Genomic DNA, 18,179 nt, shown 5'->3' with positions numbered 1-18,179 from the left:
ATCACACGGGTTAACTCCCCCACCCCTCCGGCCGTGCGCCGGCTCACTCCCGCCGTACGCGGCGGCATCTTGCCGCCGCACCGGGACGCCGCCTAGCCTGCTTTTGTGCCGCTGATAAACAAAACCCGTTCGCACAGTGCCGTGCCGGGTACCGACCTCGTCCGACTCCGATTCGCCCTGACCGCCTTCTTCGCCCTGGACGGTTTCGTCTTCGCCGGCTGGGTCGTGCGCATCCCCGCCCTCAAGGAGCAGACCGGGGCGTCCGCGAGCGCCCTCGGACTCGCGCTGCTCGGCGTGTCCGCGGGGGCCGTGATCACCATGACGCTGACCGGCCGGCTGTGCCGCCGGTACGGCAGCCACCTGGTCACCGTGGTCTGCGCGGTGCTGCTGAGCATCAGCGTGGCCCTGCCGCCGCTGACCCACTCCGCGGTCGCGCTCGGCGCCGTGCTGCTGGTGTTCGGCGCGGCCTACGGCGGGATCAACGTCGCCTTCAACAGCGCGGCCGTCGACCTGGTGGCCGCGCTGCGGCGGCCCGTCATGCCCAGCTTCCACGCCGCGTTCAGCCTGGGCGGCATGATCGGCGCGGGGCTGGGGGCCCTGGTCGCCGGTTCCCTGTCGCCGGCCCGGCACCTCACCGGGCTCGCCGTGGTCGCGCTGCTGGTGACGGCGGGCGCGGGGCGGGCGCTGATGCGGTGCGAGCCGCTGACCCCGGCGGACGGGGGACGGCCCGCCGAGGGCGCCGCGCCCCGGCGGGACCGGCGCACCAGGGCCCTGGTGGTCGTCTTCGGGCTCATCGCGCTGTGCACCGCCTACGGCGAGGGGGCGCTGGCCGACTGGGGCGCGCTCCATCTCGAACAGGACCTCGACGCCTCACCGGGTGCGGCGGCCGTCGGCTACCTGTGTTTCGCGCTCGCCATGACGATCGGCCGGCTGAGCGGCACCACGCTGCTGGAGCGGCTGGGCCGGACCCGCACGATCCTGGTGGGCGGCTCCACCGCGGCGGCCGGCATGCTGCTCGGCGCGCTCGCCCCGTCCCTGTGGGCCGCGCTGCTGGGGTACGCCGTCACCGGGCTGGGTCTCGCCAACCTCTTCCCCGTGGCCGTGGAGCGGGCCGGTGCGCTGGCGGGCCCGAGCGGGGTGGCGACCGCCTCCACGCTGGGCTACGGCGGGATGCTGCTCGGCCCGCCCGCGATCGGCTTCATGGCCGACTGGTACAGCCTCCCGGCCGCCCTCACCAGCGTGGCGGTGCTGGCGGCGGTGGCCACCACCATCGGGTTCGCGACCCGGAACGTCCGGACGGACTGAGCGTCCGGCGTGGATCGCCGGGCGGTCTCGGGGTACCCGGTCGTCGGCGTCCGCCGGTCCTCCGCCCGGTGGACGCCGCAAGTGACCACCGTGCGGACCCGGGAGAGAACGTGAGCGAACAGCAGAACCCCGTCGACCAGCACCCCACCCCCGACTTCCCCGCCCAGGACCAGCCGCACCCGGGCTGGACCGGCCCCATGGACCCGCCGCCGGACCACGGTGAGGACTCCTACCGGGGCAGCGGACGGCTGACCGGCCGCACGGCCGTGATCACGGGCGGGGACTCCGGCATCGGCCGCGCGGTCGCCCTGGCGTTCGCCCGCGAGGGGGCCGACGTGCTCTTCACCCACCTGGACAGCGAGAAGGACGAGGCGGCCGAGACCGCGCGGTGGGTGGAGGAGGCCGGCCGGCGTGCCGTGGCCGTCTCCTGCGACATCCGGGAGGAGGAGAACTGCCGGGCGCTGATCGACCGGGCGGTCTCCGAGTTCGGCGGCATCGACATCCTGGTGAACAACGCCGCGTACCAGATGTCCCAGCCGGACGGCATCGAGGCGATCACCACCGAGCAGTTCGACCGGGTGGTGCGGACCAACCTCTACGGCATGTTCTGGCTGTGCAAGATGGCCGTGCCGCACATGCGGGAGGGCGGCTGCATCATCAACTCGGCCTCCGTGCAGGCGTACAAGCCGAGTCCGCATCTGCTGGACTACGCGACCACCAAGGGCGCCATCGTCACGTTCACCCAGGGGCTGGCACAGATGCTGATCGAGCGGGGCATCCGGGTCAACGCCGTGGCGCCGGGCCCGGTGTGGACGCCGTTGATCCCGGCCACGCTGCCGGACACCGCGGAGTTCGGCAAGCAGGCCCCGATCGGACGTCCGGCCCAGCCGGCGGAGATGGCCCCGGCGTACGTGTTCCTCGCCTCGCAGGAGGCGTCGTACATCACCGCCGAGATCGTGAACGCGACGGGCGGGACCCCGCTGCCGTAGGGCCCGGCGGAAAGCACGCATGGTGCCGGCCCTCCGTGGGGCAGACTCCCGGCCATGGAGACTGCCTGGTACCTGGGAATCCTGGAGGACGAGGGCCGGCTGCTGGCCCAGGCCGCGGAGCAGGCGGGGACGGACTCCCCCGTCCCCGCCTGCCCCGACTGGCGGCTGCGGGACCTGCTGCGGCACACCGGCGCGGTGCACCGGTGGGCGGCGGCCTTCGTCGCGGACGCGTGCGCGACGCCCCGCCCGATCGGGGATCATCCGGACCTGGACGGCGCCGAGCTGGTCGCCTGGTACCGCGCGTGCCACCGCGCCCTGCTCGACACCCTCCGCTCGGCGAAGCCGGACGTGGAGTGCTTCACCTTCCTGCCCGGCGCGGAATCCGCGCTCGGCTTCTGGGCACGCCGCCAGGCCCACGAGACGGCCGTGCACCGCTACGACGCGGAGGCGGCGCGCGGCGGCGACCCGACGCCGGTCGCCACGGACTTCGCGGTGGACGGCGTCGACGAACTGCTGCGCGGCTTCCACGCCCGCCCCAGGAGCCGGGTCCGCACCCCGGAGTCGCGCGTGCTGCGGGTACGCGCCACCGACACGGACGCGGTGTGGACCGTACGGCTGTCCCCGGAGCCGCCCGTAACCACGCGGGACGCGGCCGGGGACGCCGAGTGCGAGGTGTCCGGGCCCGCCGCCGAGCTGTATCTCGCCCTGTGGAACCGGCTGCCGCTGCCGTCGGTGGCGGGCGACGCGTCGCTCGCGGCGCTGTGGCGGGAGACGTCCGCCGTCGTCTGAGGGGCCGCGACGTCCCCGCTCGTGGGCGCTTGCCCACCGGCCGCACGCCTGTTTGACTTCCGGCATGCGTGACAACGGGGGACGTACGACGGGCGGGGGCGGCCGCCGCGGCCAGGCCGAGCGGGACGCGATCACCGTCGAGATCGGGTACGCGCTGTGCAGTGCGGCGTTCGCGGCGGCCGTGGTCTTCGGCGCGATGGCGGGTCCGGCCCTGCTGTTCGCGCTGCCGGGAACGGCGGAGAGCGTGCTGGTGCGCGGCGGCGCCGTGGTCGCGGGGGCGCTGTTCGCCGTCCGCACCGTGTCCGTCCTGGTGCGCTTCCGGCAGACGGTTCGGACCGGCCGCACCGGCTCGTAGGCCAGGACGGCCGGCCGGGGCGGTCGCGGGCGTCCGGCCGACCGTGGTGCGGCTGACGTGGGCCGGGCGGTGAGCGGGCTCACCGCCGGGTGCCGGGGCGATCCCCTCGTCGGCCGGGCCGCTTCCCCTTCCGTCCAGGGACCCGCGCCGTCGCCGGAAGGGGGCGGCCCGCGGCACGGGACGCGGGCGATCAGCAGGCGCCCGGCCCACAGCGTCCCCGCCGCCGCCCGGGCCGCGCGTACCGCCGCTCCGAGAGGACGGCGTCGGAACAGGCCACGGCGGCGGTCAGGAGCACGGGCCCGTACGGATCTCCGGCCCCGAGGCACACCAGGAGGGATTCGGCCGGACGGCGTGATGACTCGTACCGCCGGGACGCGGAGGCAGCCTAAGGGGCGTCGGCGGGCCGCAGTCCCACCGTGCGGGCGAGACCGCCGACCGTGTGGCGGAAGAACGCGTCCCGTTCCTCCACGACCCCGGTGAACTGGCCGAACACCTCGAAGCCGATCAGGCCGAGCAGTTGTGCCCAGACGGCCACACAGGCCGGCGCCGCCGCGGGAGGCAGGTCGGGGACGAAGTCCGACACCATGCGCGCGGCCTCCGCCTCCAGGTCCGCCGGGAGGGCCCGGACGTCGAGCTCCCCGGCCCGGTGGGCGTCGCGGACGACGCCGATGAGGGCGAAGCCGACGCGGGAGGCGGCCGGGACGGTGGTGGCCGGCGCGGCGTAGCCGGGCACGGGCGAGCCGTAGATCAACGCGTACTCGTGCGGATGCGCCAGCGCCCAGCCGCGGACGGCCTCGCACACGGCGGTCCAGCGCTCCCCCGGGGCGGCGTCCGCGGAGGCCTCGGCGGCCGTTTCGGCCGCCTCGCCCAGGGAGTCGTAGGCGTCGACGATGAGCGCGGTCAGCAGGTCGTCACGGCTGGGGAAGTAGCGGTAGATCGCGGAGGACGCCATGCCGAGGGTTCTGGCCACGGCCCGCAGGGACAGCTCGGCGGCGCCCTGTCCGGCGAGGCGCCGGCGCGCCTCCTCCTTGATGGCGGCGGTGATCTCGGTCCTGGCCCGCGCGCGGGCGCCGTGTGCGGTGCTCGTCATGCCCTCAGTGTTCCATGAGGACAGAGCGGTGCACACAAACGAGAGCACCGCTCTTGCGGCGGCACACGGAACCGGGCACACTGAAGTCGAACGAGAGCAGTGCTCACAAAAAAGAGCGGTGTTCTCACCCTCGTTTCCCGGAGGTCCCGATGCCGTCGTCCACGCCGTACTACTTCACCGCCGGTCCCGTCGCCGCCCGGTTCAACCGGATCGTCGGCTGGCTCGCCCGGCACGGCGTCAGCCTCGCCGGCACCGCGGAGCTGTCCGTCCGCGGCCGCAGGAGCGGGCGGATGCAGCGCGTCCCGGTCAACCCGCACAGCCACACGGGGCAGCAGTACCTGGTCTCGGCGCGCGGACACTCCCAGTGGGTGCGCAACATGCGGGTCGCCGGCGGGGGTGAACTGCGCGTGGGCCGCAAGGTGCGCACGTTCACGGCGGTGGAGGTCCCCGACGAGGAGAAGCCGCCGGTGCTGCGCACCTACCTGGAGAAGTGGGGCTGGGAGGTCAACCAGTACTTCAAGGGGGTCACCGCCAAGTCCTCCGACGAGGAGATCCTGGCGGCGGCCCCCGACCACCCGGTCTTCCGGATCACTGTCCGGGGCTGACCTCGCCGCCGCCCGCGGAACGCCGGTCCAGCGCCAGCAGGGCGCGGTGGGCCATCGGGTGGCTGCGGACCAGTTCGCCGAGCGTCGTCGAACCCCGCGTGATGTCCTTGAACGCCTTCCAGGCCGGGCGGAAGCCGGTCAGGACCGCGTGGAAGACGCCCGGCCGCTGCTCGAACGCCGCCAGCATCCGCTTGCCGACGCTCATCTCCACGCCGAGCCCGGCCTTCACGGCGAACGCGTAGTTGAGGGCCTGCCGGCGCGCGTCCACGGCGTCGTGCGCCTCGGCGACGCGCACCGCCCACTCCCCCGCCAGCCGGCCGGAGCGCAGCGCGAAGGAGATGCCCTCACGGGTCCACGGCTCCAGCATCCCGGCCGCGTCCCCGCAGACCAGCACCCGGCCGCGGGACAGCGGGGAGTCGTCGGCCCGGCAGCGCGTCAGATGCCCGGAGGAGATCGCCGGTTCGAAGCCCGCGAGGCCGAGCCGGGCGATGAAGTCCTCCAAGTAGCGCTTGGTGGCGGCGCCTTCACCGCGCCGCGAGATGACGCCCACGGTCAGGGTGTCGCCCTTGGGGAAGACCCAGCCGTAACTGCCGGGCAGGGGGCCCCAGTCGATGAGCACCCGGCCCTTCCAGTCCTCGGCGACCGTCTCCGGCACCGGGATCTCCGCCTCCAGGCCCAGGTCGACCTGGTCCAGCTTGACCCCGACATGCGCCCCTATCCGGCCGGCGCTGCCGTCGGCGCCGACCACGGCCCGCGCGAGGACCGTCTCGCCGCCCTGGAGGAAGACGGCGACCGTGCGCCGGTCCGGCACGGCCGAGCCGTGCTGCTCCACGCGCTGCACGGCGACGCCGGTGCGCAGTTCGGCGCCGGCCTTCTGCGCGTGCTCGACGAGCTGCTGGTCGAACTCGGGCCGGTTGACGAGCCCGAAGAGCATCTGCCGGGAGCGGCGGGTGCGGGCGAAGCGGCCGTTGCTGGAGAACGTCACGGCGTGCACCCGGTCCTTGAGCGGCAGCTCGAAACCGGGCGGCAGCGCGTCGCGCGACGGGCCGATGATGCCGCCGCCGCAGGTTTTGTAGCGGGGCAGCTCCGCCTTCTCCAGCAGCAGCACGCGCCGCCCCGCGACCGCCGCCGCGTAGGCCGCCGACGCCCCCGCGGGTCCCGCGCCCACCACGACGACGTCCCATACCTGCCGCACGTCGTCCGCCGAAGAGTTCTCGCTGCTCACGATGGTCCGCTGCTCCGATCACGCCGCCTGCCGCTGCTGTCCTCCCGCATCCTACGGCGGCGGCCCTCACGGTCCGCTGTGGGAGGATCGGCGACGTGAGTGTCCCTTACATGGGTCACTCACGCACATCACACGATCATCGCGTACCGCGAAGTACGCACGTGCACAACGTCGCACCTACAAGGAGCGTGCCCATGTCGTCGAATCCGGTCGCCGCGACCGTCGCCTCACTGATGCCCAGGGCGAAGGAGGAGCTCACCGAGCTGGTGGCCTTCAAGTCGGTGGCGGACTTCGACCAGTTCCCGCGCGAGGAGAGCGAGGGCGCCGCCCGCTGGATCGCCGACGCGCTCACCGCCGAGGGCTTCCAGGACGTCGCCCTGCTCGACACCCCGGACGGCACCCAGTCGGTCTACGGCTGCCTGCCCGGCCCGGAGGGCGCGAAGACCGTGCTGCTGTACGCGCACTACGACGTGCAGCCGCCGCTGGACGAGGCCGGCTGGGCCACCCCGCCGTTCGAGCTGACCGAGCGCGACGGCCGCTGGTACGGGCGCGGCGCCGCCGACTGCAAGGGCGGGGTCATCATGCACCTGCTGGCGCTGCGCGCCCTGAAGGCGAACGGCGGCGTGCCGGTCCACGTCAAGATCATCGTGGAGGGTTCGGAGGAGCAGGGCACCGGCGGTCTCGAGCGGTACGCCGAGGAGCACCCGGACCTGCTCACCGCGGACGCCATCGTCATCGGCGACGCCGGCAACTTCCGCGCCGGTCTGCCGACCGTCACCACCACGCTGCGCGGCATGACGCTGGTGCGGGTGCGGATCGACACCCTCGCGGGCAACCTGCACTCCGGACAGTTCGGCGGGGCCGCGCCCGACGCGCTGGCCGCGCTGGTGCGGGTGCTGGACTCGCTGCGCGCCGAGGACGGCAGCACGACCGTGGACGGGCTGACCGGCGACAGCGCCTGGCAGGGCATCCAGTACGAGGAGGAGCAGTTCCGCGAGGACGCCAAGGTGCTGGACGGGGTGGAGCTGATCGGCTCCGGCACGGTCGCCGACCGCATCTGGGCCCGCCCCGCGGTCACCGTGCTCGGCATCGACTGCCCGCCGGTGGTGGGCGCCACGCCGTCCGTGCAGGCGAGCGCGCGGGCGCTGGTCAGCCTGCGGGTGCCGCCGGGCGTGGACGCGGCGAAGGCGACCGAACTGCTGCGCGCGCACGTGAAGTCGCACACGCCGTGGGGCGCGCGGGTGACCACCGAGCGGATCGGCCAGGGGCAGGCCTTCCGCGCCGACCCGGCCAGCCCGGCCTACCAGGCCATGGCGGACGCGATGGCGGTCGCGTACCCCGGCCAGGAGATGCAGTACGCCGGCCAGGGCGGCTCGATCCCGCTGTGCAACACGCTCGCCGCCCTCTACCCGAAGGCGGAGATCCTGCTGATCGGGCTGAGCGAGCCGGAGGCGCAGATCCACGCGGTGAACGAGAGCGTGTCGCCGGACGAGCTGGAGCGGCTGTCGGTCGCCGAGGCGCTGTTCCTGCGCAACTACGCGTCCGACGCCGACTGACCGGCGCCCTGCGCTGACGCAGCGCCTCCGTCCCCGGACGGGGGCTCTGCCCTGCGGTGGACGTCATCCCACCCGCCTTGTGACGCTTCGGCCATGGCGACCCGGTTCGGCCATGGCGACCCGGTTCGGACGGACGCGGCAGGCAGGCCACGGGCGACGCCGGACGCGATCCGGCGGGCCGCCGGCCACCGCAGCCGCCCGCGCGGGCGCCCGTCGCCCCGGTGACGGACTCGGCGCCGTCGGCCGGGGCCGCACCGCCCCAGCCACGAACAGCCGCCCCGCCTCGCGGGAACCATCGCCCCCCTGCGGCCCGCACCGCGCCGAGGACAACAGACGCGGCACAGCGCCACGCCGGCACCGACCACCGGGGCCGCCCACGTGGCCGCCCGCGCCGCGGGCGGACCGCACGGCACGCGAGCCGCGGGCCGTGCACAGCGGGGGGCCTACGGCCCCGGGGCCGTAAGTCCCCTCATCCCACCGGCACTCCGCCCTCCAGATACATCGCCCGCCCGCGCTCGCGCGCCCGCAGCGCCCGGCGCAGGCGCTCGTAGCGGACCGGAGGCAGCAGATGCGCCGCCTCGGCCTCGGAGGCGAAGCGCCAGGCGCGCAGTTCGGGGCCGGGCAGCAGCATGCGTCCGGCGTCCGCGGAGTCGAGGCGGCCGCCGTCGAACAGCAGCCGCAGTCCGCCGAAGGCCGGGGGCGCGGGCGGCTCCCAGTCGACGACCAGGAGGGCCGGCACGTCGTCGAGACGTATGCCGGTCTCCTCGGCGACCTCCCGCATGCCGGCCCGCGCCGGAGCCTCCCCCCGCTCGACGATCCCGCCGGGGAACTCCCAGCCGGCCTTGTAGGTCGGGTCGACGAGCAGCACGCGGTCCTGCTCGTCGAAGAGCAGCACGCCCGCCGCGACGGTCTCCGCCGTGGGCTCGGGCGTCTGCACGATGTCGCAGGCGGGCACCTCTCCGCTGCCGACCGCCTCGGCGATGCGGCGGGCGGTGTCGCGCGGGGTGAGGCAGCCGCTGTCGATCGGGTAGGCGTCGGCGGTCAGCCAGGCGGCGAGCGCCGCCTTGAACGGCTCGATGCGGTCGTACGACCACTGCCGGACGCGTATCTCCCCGTCGGGGAGGTCCTCCGGGACCTCCCGGCCGGCTATCCGCTCCCGCAGGATCGTTTCGGCCGGGGCGAGCAGGACGTGCCGGACCGGTATGCGGCGGGCGGCGAGGCCGCCGAAGATCTCGTCACGGTACTCCTGGCGCAGCAGGGTCATGGGGACCACCAGGGTCCCGCCGAGCTCGGCGAGCATCGCGGCCGCGGTGTCGATCACGAGGCGTCGCCAGATCGGGAGGTCCTGGAAGTCGCCGACCCCGGCGAGGTGCTTGGGCGGGAGCAGTCGGTCCAGCGCTCCGCCGATGACCTCGGGGTCGAAGAGCGTGCTGTTCGGGATCAGCTCGATCAGTTCGCGCGCGGTGGAGGTCTTCCCCGCACCGTACGCCCCGTTGATCCAGACGATCACGGTTCCCCCTCTTCTGTTGGCCCCCTGAGGCTTGCCCGCTCCACCCTGCCACGGAAACCAGATCGCGTTGAGAACACGCGACGGCGGCGCCGGCACCCGTCGTGGAGGGGTGCCGGCGCCGCCGCCGGCGCTTCGGTGGGCCCGTCAGGCCTTGCCGTCCCGGTCGACGTCCAGCTCCAGCGTGTTGTTCTCCGCGACCGTGCGGTCGAGGGTGCTGAGCGTGTCCTCGACGTCGAGCGCGCCGAGGGCGGTGTCGGTGAGCGCGTGCGACGGGGTGACGGCCGCGACGACGAAACCGGTGGCGAGGGAGGCGATGGCGAGCATGCTGCGCTTCTTCATGCCCGGCTCAACTGCGGAACCGGCCGTCTGGTCACGCCCCGGTCCGGACGAGTCGCCGGACGGGCCCCTCACACCCCCGCGACCGCCGGGTCCGTGCGGCTGAACAGCGCCGCCGCGGCCGCCCCCACCAGGCCGGCGTCGACGCCCGTCTGCGCCGGGGTCACCGCGAGACGCCGCACGAAGGACAGCGTGGCGTACTCGGCGAGCGCCCTCCGCAGCGGCGCGAACAGCACCTCGCCGGCCTTGCCCACACCACCGCCGATCACCGCGATGTCGATCTCGACGAGCGTCGCGGTGGCCGCGATGCCCGCGGCGAGGGCCCGGGCCGCCCGCTCGAAGGAGGCCACGGCGACCGGGTCGCCGGCACGGGCGGCGGCGGCCACCGCGGCGGCGGAGGTGTCGCCGTCCGGACCGGGCCGCCAGCCGTTCTCCAGGGCGCGCCGGGCGATGTTGGGGCCGCTCGCGATCCGCTCCACGCACCCGCGCGCGCCGCACGGGCACGGGTCGCCGTCGAGGTCGACGCTGATGTGGCCGATGTGACCGGCGTTGCCGGTGGGTCCGGGGTGCAGCCGCCCGCCGAGCACCAGGCCGCCGCCGACGCCGGTGGAGACGACCATGCACAGCGCGTTGTCGTGGCCTCGGGCGGCGCCCTGCCAGTGTTCGGCGGCCGTGACGGCGACCCCGTCGCCGATCAGCTCGACGGGCAGTCCGCCGGCCGCGTCCCGCACCTTGGCGACGAGCGGATAGTCGCGCCAGCCGGGCACGTTGACCGGGCTCACCGTGCCGGCGGAGGCGTCGACGGGGCCCGCGCTGCCGATGCCGACCGCGTCCGCGTGCTCCCAGAGGGGGGACGCGGTGAGGTCGCCGATCACCGCCTCGACGGCTGCCATGACGGTGTCCCCGGCCTCCTGGGCGGGGGTCGGCCGCTGCGCGCGGGCCAGGATCCGGCCCTCACGGTCCACCAGCGCGCCGGCGATCTTGGTGCCGCCGATGTCGAGCGCAGCCACGAGGTCGGTGTGCATCAGAGTCGGATCTCCCCGTCAACCATCGGAAACCATCAGAAAACACGCTGGGAACGGCCATGCGCGACCAGGAGGCAACACATGGAGCACGGGCAACGGCCCGGTCGAACGGTGGGGTGCGGGTCGGAGTGTGCGTCGGACAGTGTCCCCCGAGCCTGACAACGTTGTCCAGGCTCTATGCTCGACGCCACATCCTCATACAAGCCCATGGACTCACGCATCCCCGTGGCCGACAGGACAGGACACCGCATCGTGCCGGAGACGACCCGCCGCACCGACCGCTTCCCAGGGACCCGATACGGCAACCGTCCGACGATGAAGGACGTGGCCGCCCGTGCCGGGGTCGGCCTCAAGACGGTCTCCCGCGTGGTGAACGGCGAGCCGGGCGTGACGCCGGAGACCGAGCGCCGGGTGCAGGAGGCGATCGGGGCGCTCGGCTTCCGCCGCAACGACAGCGCCCGGGTGCTGCGCAAAGGGCGCACCGCCAGCATCGGTCTGGTCCTGGAGGACCTCGCGGACCCGTTCTACGGCCCGCTGAGCCGGGCGGTGGAGGAGGTGGCCCGCGCACACGGCGCGCTGCTGATCAACGGGTCGAGCGCGGAGGACGCCGACCGTGAACAGGAGCTGGTCCTGGCCCTGTGCGCCCGCCGGGTCGACGGCCTGGTGGTGATCCCGGCCGGCGACGACCACCGCTACCTGGAGCCGGAGATCAAGGCGGGTGTCGCCACCGTGTTCGTGGACCGTCCGGCCGGGCACATCGACGCGGACGTGGTGGTGTCGGACAACTTCGGCGGCGCCCGCGACGGCGTGCGCCACCTGATCGCGCACGGGCACCGCAGGATCGGCTTCATCGGTGACATGCCGCGCATCCACACGGCGGCCGAGCGGCTGCGCGGCTACCGCACCGCCATGGAGGACGCGGGGATACCGGTGGCGGACGCGTGGATGTCGCTCGGCGTCACGGACCCCGAGCGGGTGCGCCGGGCGGCGGAGGAGATGCTCACCGGCCCGGAGCCGGTCACCGCGATCTTCACCGGGAACAACCGGGTGACGGTCACGGTGATCCGGGTGCTGGCCGGGCACGCCCGCCCGGTCGCCCTGGTGGGTTTCGACGACATCGAGCTGGCCGATCTGCTGCAGCCCGGCGTCACGGTCGTCGCGCAGGACGCCGCCGCCCTCGGCCGGACCGCCGCCGAGCGGCTCTTCCGCCAGCTGGACGGCACCCTGATCGCCCCGGAGCGCATCGAGCTGCCGACCCGGCTGATCACCCGCGGCTCGGGCGAGCTGCCCCCGGCCGACCGAGCGGGGCGGTGACGGCGGAGGACCGTACGCCGCGGGTCCTGAGGAGGGCCGCGAGCCGGGGCCGCGCGCGACCGGCCGGGGCGCGGTCGGCGGGTCCCGCGCGTCACCGCCCCGCAGGCCTCGGCACCGGCGGGGCCGAGGCCTGCACCGGGTTCGTCGCCGGCTCCGCCGGCGCGTGGTCGGGTTCGTGGCGCAGCAGGTCGCCCGGCTGGCAGTCGAGCACCTCGCACAGCGCGGCGAGGGTGGTGAAGCGGACCGCCTTCGCGCGGCCGTTCTTCAGGACGGCCAGGTTCGCCGGGGTGATGCCGACGCGTTCGGCGAGTTCGCCCACGGACATCTTGCGCCGGGCGAGCATCACGTCGATGTCGACGGCGATCGGCATCAGATCACCTCGGCCAGTTCGGCCCGCATCCGCGACGCCTCCAGCTCCCGGGCCACGGCCTGGGCCAGCAGCATCCGCAGGACGAGGACGACGAGCGCGATGCCCACGATCGCCAGGCCGACCCCGCCCACCAGGAGCACGATGCCGGGCGCGACGGCCTCCCCCGGCGCGAGCAGCGCGCCGAGCGCGAAGACCAGCAGGGCCGCGGCGACGAACGCGCCGATGACGATGTGGACGTAGCAGAAGGCCGCGTGGGAGAAGACGGTGCCGCGCCGTGCCATGGTCACCAGCCGCCAGACGCAGATCAGCACGGTCTGGGCGGCCAGCACGGTGAGGACCACGATCACCAGGAGCGGGGTCCGCAGAAAGGCGTACCGCTCGTCCAGCCCGTCCAGGTCGCTCGCCAGCAGCGGCACCATCACCGTCTGCACCGCCAGGGAGCCCGCCAGCAGCACCGCGATCACCGCGCGCAGCGCGAGCACGGTCACGTGTCCCATCGCCCCTCCTTCACTCGAAGCACGATGGGAATCTATCGATTTTCGATAGACAACGCAATCGTGGACGGTGCCCCGGCGCCCATCTGCCACAGGGCGGGGACGGTCAGCCCTCCGCGCCGGGGCGAGGACCTCCGGCTCCGCGCGGGCCGGACCGCTCGCGCGGGCCGCCTCGGCGTCGTCCAGGGCGCCGCGGTCCAGGCCGCGCAGCAGGTACCCGGCGAGGGCCTGGCCGCCCCGGTCGCGGACGGCGCCGGCGGTGAACCGGTCGCCGGGGACGTAGACGGTGTGGAGGGACCGGCGGGTGCCGGGTCCGCCGGGGTGCAGGCGCTCCGGTTCGGCGTCGACCGGCGCGAGGGAGGCACCGGTCTCCTCGGCGACGGCGCCCGCGAGACTCGTCGGCACTCGCTCCTGCCGCCCCTGGCCCATGCCGCCCTCCCGGGCGACCGCGGCCCGGATCCCGTCCCATGTTCCCGAGATGCGACATCAACAATTCGTTGAATGACGGCCTCCGGCGGTCTCCGCGCCAGTCGACACCGCCCTACGGGCCGGCCCGCCCTGCCGCCGGGCCCGGCGGAACACGGCGAGGCCCCCACGACCGGAGTGCGGTCGCGGGGGCCTCGGACGGTCCGGGGGTGATCAGCCCTTGCGGGCCTTGATCTCCTCGGTGAGCTGCGGGACGACGTCGAACAGGTCGCCGACGACGCCGTAGTCGACCAGCTCGAAGATCGGGGCCTCGGCGTCCTTGTTGACGGCCACGATGGTCTTCGAGGTCTGCATGCCCGCGCGGTGCTGGATCGCGCCGGAGATGCCGTTGGCGATGTACAGCTGCGGCGAGACCGACTTGCCGGTCTGGCCGACCTGGTTGGTGTGCGGGTACCAGCCGGCGTCCACGGCGGCGCGCGAGGCGCCGACGGCCGCGCCGAGCGAGTCGGCGAGCGCCTCGATGATCGAGAAGTTCTCCGCGCCGTTGACGCCGCGGCCGCCGGAGACGACGATCGCGGCCTCGGTCAGCTCCGGACGGCCGGTCGACTCACGCGGCGTGCGGCCGGTGACCTTGGTGCCGGTGGCCTGCTCGGAGAAGGTGACGCTCAGGGACTCGACCGCGCCGGCGGCCGGGGCGGCCTCCACGGCGGCCGAGTTCGGCTTGACCGTGATGACCGGGGTGCCCTTGGAGACACGGGACTTGGTGGTGTAGCCGGCGGCGAAGACCGACTGGGTGGCCACCGGGCCCTCGTCGCCGGCCTCGAGGTCGACGGCGTCGGTGATGACGCCGGAACCGATGCGCAGCGCCAGGCGGGCGGCGATCTCCTTGCCCTCGGCGGAGGACGGGACCAGCACGGCGGCCGGGGAGACGGCCTCGTGGGCGGCCTGGAGGGCGTCCACCTTCGGCACGACCAGGTAGTCGGCGTACTCGGCGGCCTCGTGGGTGAGGACCTTGACCGCGCCGTGCTCGGCGAGCGTGGCGACGGTGTCGCCGGCGCCGCCTCCCAGCGCGACGGCGACCGGCTCGCCGATGCGGCGGGCGAGGGTCAGCAGCTCCAGGGTCGGCTTGCGGACGGCACCGTCCACGTGATCGACGTAGACGAGAACTTCAGCCATGGGACTTCTTCTCTCCTGCTTGCGAAGTATGAGGGGCGGGAAGCGAGCCGTGCCGTGCGGCTCAGATGAACTTCTGGCTCGCGAGGAACTCGGCGAGCTGCTTGCCGCCCTCGCCCTCGTCCTTGACGATCGTGCCCGCGGTACGGGCCGGACGCTCGGACGCCGACTCCACCGTGGTGTAGGCGTTCTCCAGGCCGACCTCGTCCGCGTCGATGCCGAGGTCGGAGAGGTCCCAGGACTCCACCGGCTTCTTCTTGGCCGCCATGATGCCCTTGAAGGACGGGTAACGGGCCTCGCCCGACTGGTCGGTGACCGACACGACCGCGGGGAGGGACGCCTCGAGCTGCTCGGAGGCCGCGTCGCCGTCACGGCGGCCCGTGACCTTGCCGTCCTCGACGGACACCTCGGACAGGAGCGTCACCTGCGGCACGCCCAGGCGCTCCGCGAGCAGCGCCGGGACGACGCCCATGACGCCGTCGGTGGAGGCCATGCCGGAGACGACCAGGTCGTAACCCGCCTTCTCGATCGCCTTGGCCAGCACCAGGGAGGTGCCGATGGCGTCCGTGCCGTGCAGGTCGTCGTCCTCGACGTGGACGGCCTTGTCGGCGCCCATGGACAGCGCCTTGCGCAGCGCGTCCTTGGCGTCCTCGGGACCCATGGTCAGGACGGTGACCTCCACGTCGTCGTCCGAGTTCTCCGCGATCTGCAGCGCCTGCTCGACCGCGTACTCGTCCAGCTCGGAGAGCAGACCGTCCACGTCGTCACGGTCGACGGTCAGGTCATCGGCGAAGTGCCGGTCGCCAGTGGCGTCGGGCACGTACTTCACAGTGACAACGATCCTCAAGCTCACGCCGGCTCTCCTACTGCATCGTCATTTCTGGCTGCCTGCCTGCAGGCAGCATAGGCGCCTCAAGCGGGCGGTCCCGGTCGGGGCGACCCACGCTCCGATCGAAATATTACTCGTCAGTACACTCAGTTCCTGCCCGCTAAGCAAGCGCTTTGAACTGTGACCTTCGCAACGCAGCGTAACCGGAACTCCTCCGGTCCGCGACGCGATCGAGGCCCGGCGTCTCAGTCGGGCAGTCCGCTGAATCGTCCCTGGTGGTAGACGAGGGGACGGCCGTGGCCCGTGGGGTCGCCGACCAGCACCTCGGCGACCACGATCCGGTGGTCGCCCGCGGGCACCCGCGCCGTCACCCGGCACACCATCCAGGCAGGCACGCCGTGCAGCACCGGCACCCCCTCCGGCCCTTCCCGCCAGTCCGTGCCCGGTCCGAAGCGGTCGGCGCCCCGGCGGGCGAAGGTGGCCGCGAGGTCCTGCTGGTGCTCGCCCAGCAGGTGCACGCCGACGTGGTCGCTCACCGCGATCGCGGGCCAGCTGGAACCGCCCGTGGAGACGCCGAAGGACAGCATCGGCGGCTCCGCGGACACGGAGGCGAGGGAGGTGGCGGTGAAGCCGACCGGACCGGACCGGCCGCGCGCCGTGACCACCGCGACCCCCGCCGGATGCCGGCGGAAGACGGAACGCAGCAGGTCGGGCGAGGCGGGCCGGGCGGCACCGAGGTCGGGCATTGCCGTCATGGAACAGTCCTTCTGGGAGGGGTCACGAGCGGGTTCGCGGCTGCTCGCCGGCCCGGTCGACGCACACGCGGGAAGCGGGCGCCGGCCGGGAGGGGGCCGGGTACCCGACGGCGGCGAAGGAGTCCCGACGACATGGTGTCAGGCTGACGACAAGCACCGCGCAGCGTCAAGCCGGCCGCCGTGGACGGGAGATGTCTCACCATGATCGCGGCGGCCGTCACAGCGCCGCGCCCAGGGCGGCGATCACGTCGGCCTTGCGCGGCTGTCCGGCCGCGCGCCGTACCACCCGGCCGTCCGCGTCGAGCACCAGCACCGTCGGGGTGCGCTCGATCCCCAGCCGCCGTACGAGGTCCAGGCGGGCCTCGGCGTCGATCTCGACGTGGGTCACGCCCGGGACCATGCCCGCGACCTCGCCCAGCACCCGGCGGGTGGCCCGGCAGGGCGCGCAGAAGGCGCTGGAGAACTGCACGAGCGTGGCGCGCTCGCCCAGCCCCGCGCCGAGCTCGGCCGCGAGACCGGTCCGCACCGCGCCGTCGCCCTCGGCCCGCCCCGTGTCGTCACTGCCCCGCACTCGCCGCTCCCGCCCTGGATGTCGCTTCCCGACCGCCTCCAGCGTCCCAGGATCCGCGAACATTCCCGTCCGGGCGGCACAGCCCCGGGCGGATCACGGGAACGTGACGAGAATCTCCGCCCCGGAGCGGCGCCGGGGCTGGTTCACCGGCCGTTTCTGGGGCAGCATCACCGACAGGCCGTAAACCTACGGCTGCGTAACTTCGTCTGGGAGACCCCCTGCCCAGGAAAGAGGAAGGGTTCCGACCCGCCCATGGCAGAACTTGTCTACCGGCCCGTGATCGGCTTCGCCCGCACCCTGTTCAAGGTGTGGGACCTCAAGATCGATTGTCAGGGGTCGGAGAACATCCCGCGCTCGGGCGGCGCCGTGCTGGTGAGCAACCACATCAGCTATCTCGACTTCGTGTTCAACGGACTGGCGGCGCTCCCGCAGAAGCGGCTGGTCCGCTTCATGGCCAAGGAGTCGGTGTTCCGGCACCGCGTCTCGGGCCCGCTGATGCGCGGCATGAAGCACATCCCGGTGGACCGCAAGCAGGGTGAGGCCGCGTACCAGCACGCGCTGCGCTCGCTGCGGTCCGGTGAGATCGTGGGCGTCTTCCCCGAGGCGACGATCTCGCAGTCGTTCACGCTGAAGAGCTTCAAGTCCGGTGCCGCACGCATGGCGCAGGAGGCGGGCGTCCCGCTGATCCCGGTGGCGGTGTGGGGGACGCAGCGGCTGTGGACCAAGGGCCACCCGCGCAACTTCAAGCGCAGCCACATCCCCATCACCATCCGCGTGGGCGAGGCGATCGAGGCGTCCAGGGACAAGTACGCGGGCGCGATCACCCGGCAGCTGCGCGAGCGGGTGCAGGAGCTGCTGGAGGCGGCGCAGCGGGCGTACCCGGTGCGGCCGAAGGGCCCGGACGACACCTGGTGGATGCCGGCCCACCTCGGCGGCACGGCCCCCACCCCGGAGCAGGTCCGCGAGGCCGAGGCCCACTGAGGTCCCCTCCCAGGTCCCGGACCCGTGCTTGCACGGGTCCGGGACCTGCTGCGTTCGCACGGCGCGACGCGTGGGGTCCCGACCGTGCGTCGACCTTCCCGGCGGCGGCCTCGTGTGCCGCCGTGGACACAGCGGGGCGGCCCTGGCCGGCATGCCCGTCCTCACTCGTGAAGGTCCGCACGTGACCCCGCACCAGCAGCTGTCCTACGACGCGTCCGTCGCGCCCGCCACCGCCGATCCGGCGGTCGTCGGGCTCGTCCTCAAGGGCTCCCGGGCCCATGACGGCATGACCACCCGCCGCTCCGACCACGACCTGTACGTGGTCCTCGCCGACGGCGCCGCCACCGGCCTCACCCGTTTCGCGGGCCACCGCGGCGCCGGCCTGGACCCCGTCGTCCTCACGCTCGGCGCGTTCCGCGCGGGTCGAGGCGGCGGCACGGGAGGCCGGGCTCGGCACGGTGCTGGACGCGTGGGGCGAGGA

General features: G+C 73.8%; 19 protein-coding genes and 1 pseudogene. 9 read left to right on the top strand and 11 right to left on the bottom strand.

Annotated features, from left to right (window positions below; genetic code table 11):
• Positions 1-141 precede the first annotated feature (141 nt).
• From C1708_RS28675 to C1708_RS28660, 4 genes are all read left to right on the top strand, one after another.
• Positions 142-1,305 (top strand): MFS transporter, encoded by a 1,164-nt coding sequence (locus C1708_RS28675; RefSeq protein ID WP_106415409.1) that lies wholly within the window; start codon positions 142-144, stop codon positions 1,303-1,305.
• 110 nt (positions 1,306-1,415) lie between these two features.
• Entirely contained in the window at positions 1,416-2,294 is an 879-nt protein-coding gene (locus C1708_RS28670; protein WP_106415408.1) for an SDR family oxidoreductase, read from the top strand.
• A gap of 54 nt (positions 2,295-2,348) precedes the next feature.
• Complete coding sequence (locus C1708_RS28665; RefSeq protein WP_106415407.1) at positions 2,349-3,083, top strand: maleylpyruvate isomerase family mycothiol-dependent enzyme; 735 nt, start codon at positions 2,349-2,351, stop codon at positions 3,081-3,083.
• Between the two features lie 64 nt (positions 3,084-3,147).
• Positions 3,148-3,438 carry a DUF6332 family protein gene (locus C1708_RS28660; protein WP_106415406.1) on the top strand — a complete coding sequence of 97 codons (291 nt, stop codon included), beginning with the start codon at positions 3,148-3,150 and terminating at the stop codon, positions 3,436-3,438.
• A gap of 385 nt (positions 3,439-3,823) precedes the next feature.
• On the opposite strand, the gene C1708_RS28655 is transcribed toward C1708_RS28660, so the two are convergent.
• Complete coding sequence (locus C1708_RS28655) at positions 3,824-4,528, bottom strand: TetR/AcrR family transcriptional regulator (RefSeq protein ID WP_106415405.1); 705 nt, start codon at positions 4,526-4,528, stop codon at positions 3,824-3,826.
• 149 nt (positions 4,529-4,677) lie between these two features.
• Here C1708_RS28655 and C1708_RS28650 point away from each other — a divergent pair, with 149 nt between their 5' ends.
• On the top strand, positions 4,678-5,133 hold the full coding sequence (locus tag C1708_RS28650) for a nitroreductase family deazaflavin-dependent oxidoreductase (RefSeq protein ID WP_106415404.1): 456 nt from the start codon (positions 4,678-4,680) through the stop codon (positions 5,131-5,133).
• Here C1708_RS28650 and C1708_RS28645 read toward each other — a convergent pair.
• Positions 5,117-6,358, bottom strand: a complete 1,242-nt coding sequence (locus tag C1708_RS28645) for a geranylgeranyl reductase family protein (protein WP_106415403.1) — start codon at positions 6,356-6,358, stop codon at positions 5,117-5,119. The genes C1708_RS28650 and C1708_RS28645 overlap by 17 nt on opposite strands.
• Positions 6,359-6,552: 194 nt before the next feature.
• On the opposite strand from C1708_RS28645, the gene C1708_RS28640 reads away from it, so the two are divergent.
• Positions 6,553-7,914, top strand: a complete 1,362-nt coding sequence (locus C1708_RS28640) for a dipeptidase (protein ID WP_106415402.1) — start codon at positions 6,553-6,555, stop codon at positions 7,912-7,914.
• A gap of 469 nt (positions 7,915-8,383) precedes the next feature.
• Here the strand turns inward: C1708_RS28640 and C1708_RS28635 are convergent, their stop codons facing one another.
• From C1708_RS28635 to C1708_RS28625, 3 genes are all read right to left on the bottom strand, one after another.
• Positions 8,384-9,424, bottom strand: a complete 1,041-nt coding sequence (locus C1708_RS28635; protein WP_106415401.1) for an NUDIX hydrolase — start codon at positions 9,422-9,424, stop codon at positions 8,384-8,386.
• A 144-nt stretch (positions 9,425-9,568) separates the two neighbouring features.
• Entirely contained in the window at positions 9,569-9,763 is a 195-nt protein-coding gene (locus tag C1708_RS28630) for a hypothetical protein (protein ID WP_106415400.1), read from the bottom strand.
• Between the two features lie 68 nt (positions 9,764-9,831).
• Positions 9,832-10,785, bottom strand: a complete 954-nt coding sequence (locus tag C1708_RS28625; RefSeq protein ID WP_106415399.1) for an ROK family protein — start codon at positions 10,783-10,785, stop codon at positions 9,832-9,834.
• 207 nt (positions 10,786-10,992) lie between these two features.
• Here C1708_RS28625 and C1708_RS28620 point away from each other — a divergent pair, with 207 nt between their 5' ends.
• The gene (locus C1708_RS28620; protein WP_198602619.1) at positions 10,993-12,099 is read left to right on the top strand and encodes a LacI family DNA-binding transcriptional regulator; all 1,107 of its coding nucleotides are present in this window, start codon (positions 10,993-10,995) and stop codon (positions 12,097-12,099) included.
• A 91-nt stretch (positions 12,100-12,190) separates the two neighbouring features.
• Here the strand turns inward: C1708_RS28620 and C1708_RS28615 are convergent, their stop codons facing one another.
• The 6 genes from C1708_RS28615 to C1708_RS28585 all read right to left on the bottom strand — a co-directional run bounded on the left by C1708_RS28615 (position 12,191) and on the right by C1708_RS28585 (position 16,717).
• A complete protein-coding gene (locus C1708_RS28615; protein WP_106415397.1) occupies positions 12,191-12,469 on the bottom strand; it encodes a helix-turn-helix domain-containing protein in 279 nt (92 codons plus the stop codon).
• Positions 12,469-12,966, bottom strand: a complete 498-nt coding sequence (locus tag C1708_RS28610) for a DUF2975 domain-containing protein (protein ID WP_106415396.1) — start codon at positions 12,964-12,966, stop codon at positions 12,469-12,471. Before C1708_RS28610 ends, C1708_RS28615 begins: the two co-directional genes overlap by 1 nt.
• A 636-nt stretch (positions 12,967-13,602) precedes the next feature.
• The gene (locus C1708_RS28600) at positions 13,603-14,565 is read right to left on the bottom strand and encodes an electron transfer flavoprotein subunit alpha/FixB family protein (RefSeq protein ID WP_106415394.1); all 963 of its coding nucleotides are present in this window, start codon (positions 14,563-14,565) and stop codon (positions 13,603-13,605) included.
• Between the two features lie 61 nt (positions 14,566-14,626).
• Complete coding sequence (locus C1708_RS28595) at positions 14,627-15,415, bottom strand: electron transfer flavoprotein subunit beta/FixA family protein (protein ID WP_106415393.1); 789 nt, start codon at positions 15,413-15,415, stop codon at positions 14,627-14,629.
• A gap of 221 nt (positions 15,416-15,636) precedes the next feature.
• Positions 15,637-16,146, bottom strand: coding sequence for a flavin reductase family protein (locus C1708_RS28590; RefSeq protein ID WP_106415392.1), 510 nt, complete (start codon positions 16,144-16,146; stop codon positions 15,637-15,639).
• Positions 16,147-16,363: 217 nt separating this feature from the next.
• Positions 16,364-16,717, bottom strand: a complete 354-nt coding sequence (locus C1708_RS28585; protein WP_198602618.1) for a thioredoxin domain-containing protein — start codon at positions 16,715-16,717, stop codon at positions 16,364-16,366.
• A gap of 252 nt (positions 16,718-16,969) precedes the next feature.
• Here C1708_RS28585 and C1708_RS28580 point away from each other — a divergent pair, with 252 nt between their 5' ends.
• Positions 16,970-17,698 (top strand): lysophospholipid acyltransferase family protein, encoded by a 729-nt coding sequence (locus C1708_RS28580; protein WP_106415391.1) that lies wholly within the window; start codon positions 16,970-16,972, stop codon positions 17,696-17,698.
• A gap of 181 nt (positions 17,699-17,879) precedes the next feature.
• A pseudogene (locus tag C1708_RS35290) lies at positions 17,880-18,167 on the top strand (hypothetical protein); the annotation flags it as partial.
• Positions 18,168-18,179: the final 12 nt, after the last annotated feature.

Source organism: Streptomyces sp. DH-12, from assembly GCF_002899455.1.
In the GTDB taxonomy this organism is placed as follows: domain Bacteria; phylum Actinomycetota; class Actinomycetes; order Streptomycetales; family Streptomycetaceae; genus Streptomyces.
The sequence above is the reverse complement of the archived record's forward strand: the minus strand, read 5'-3'. Positions and strand labels throughout refer to the sequence as shown.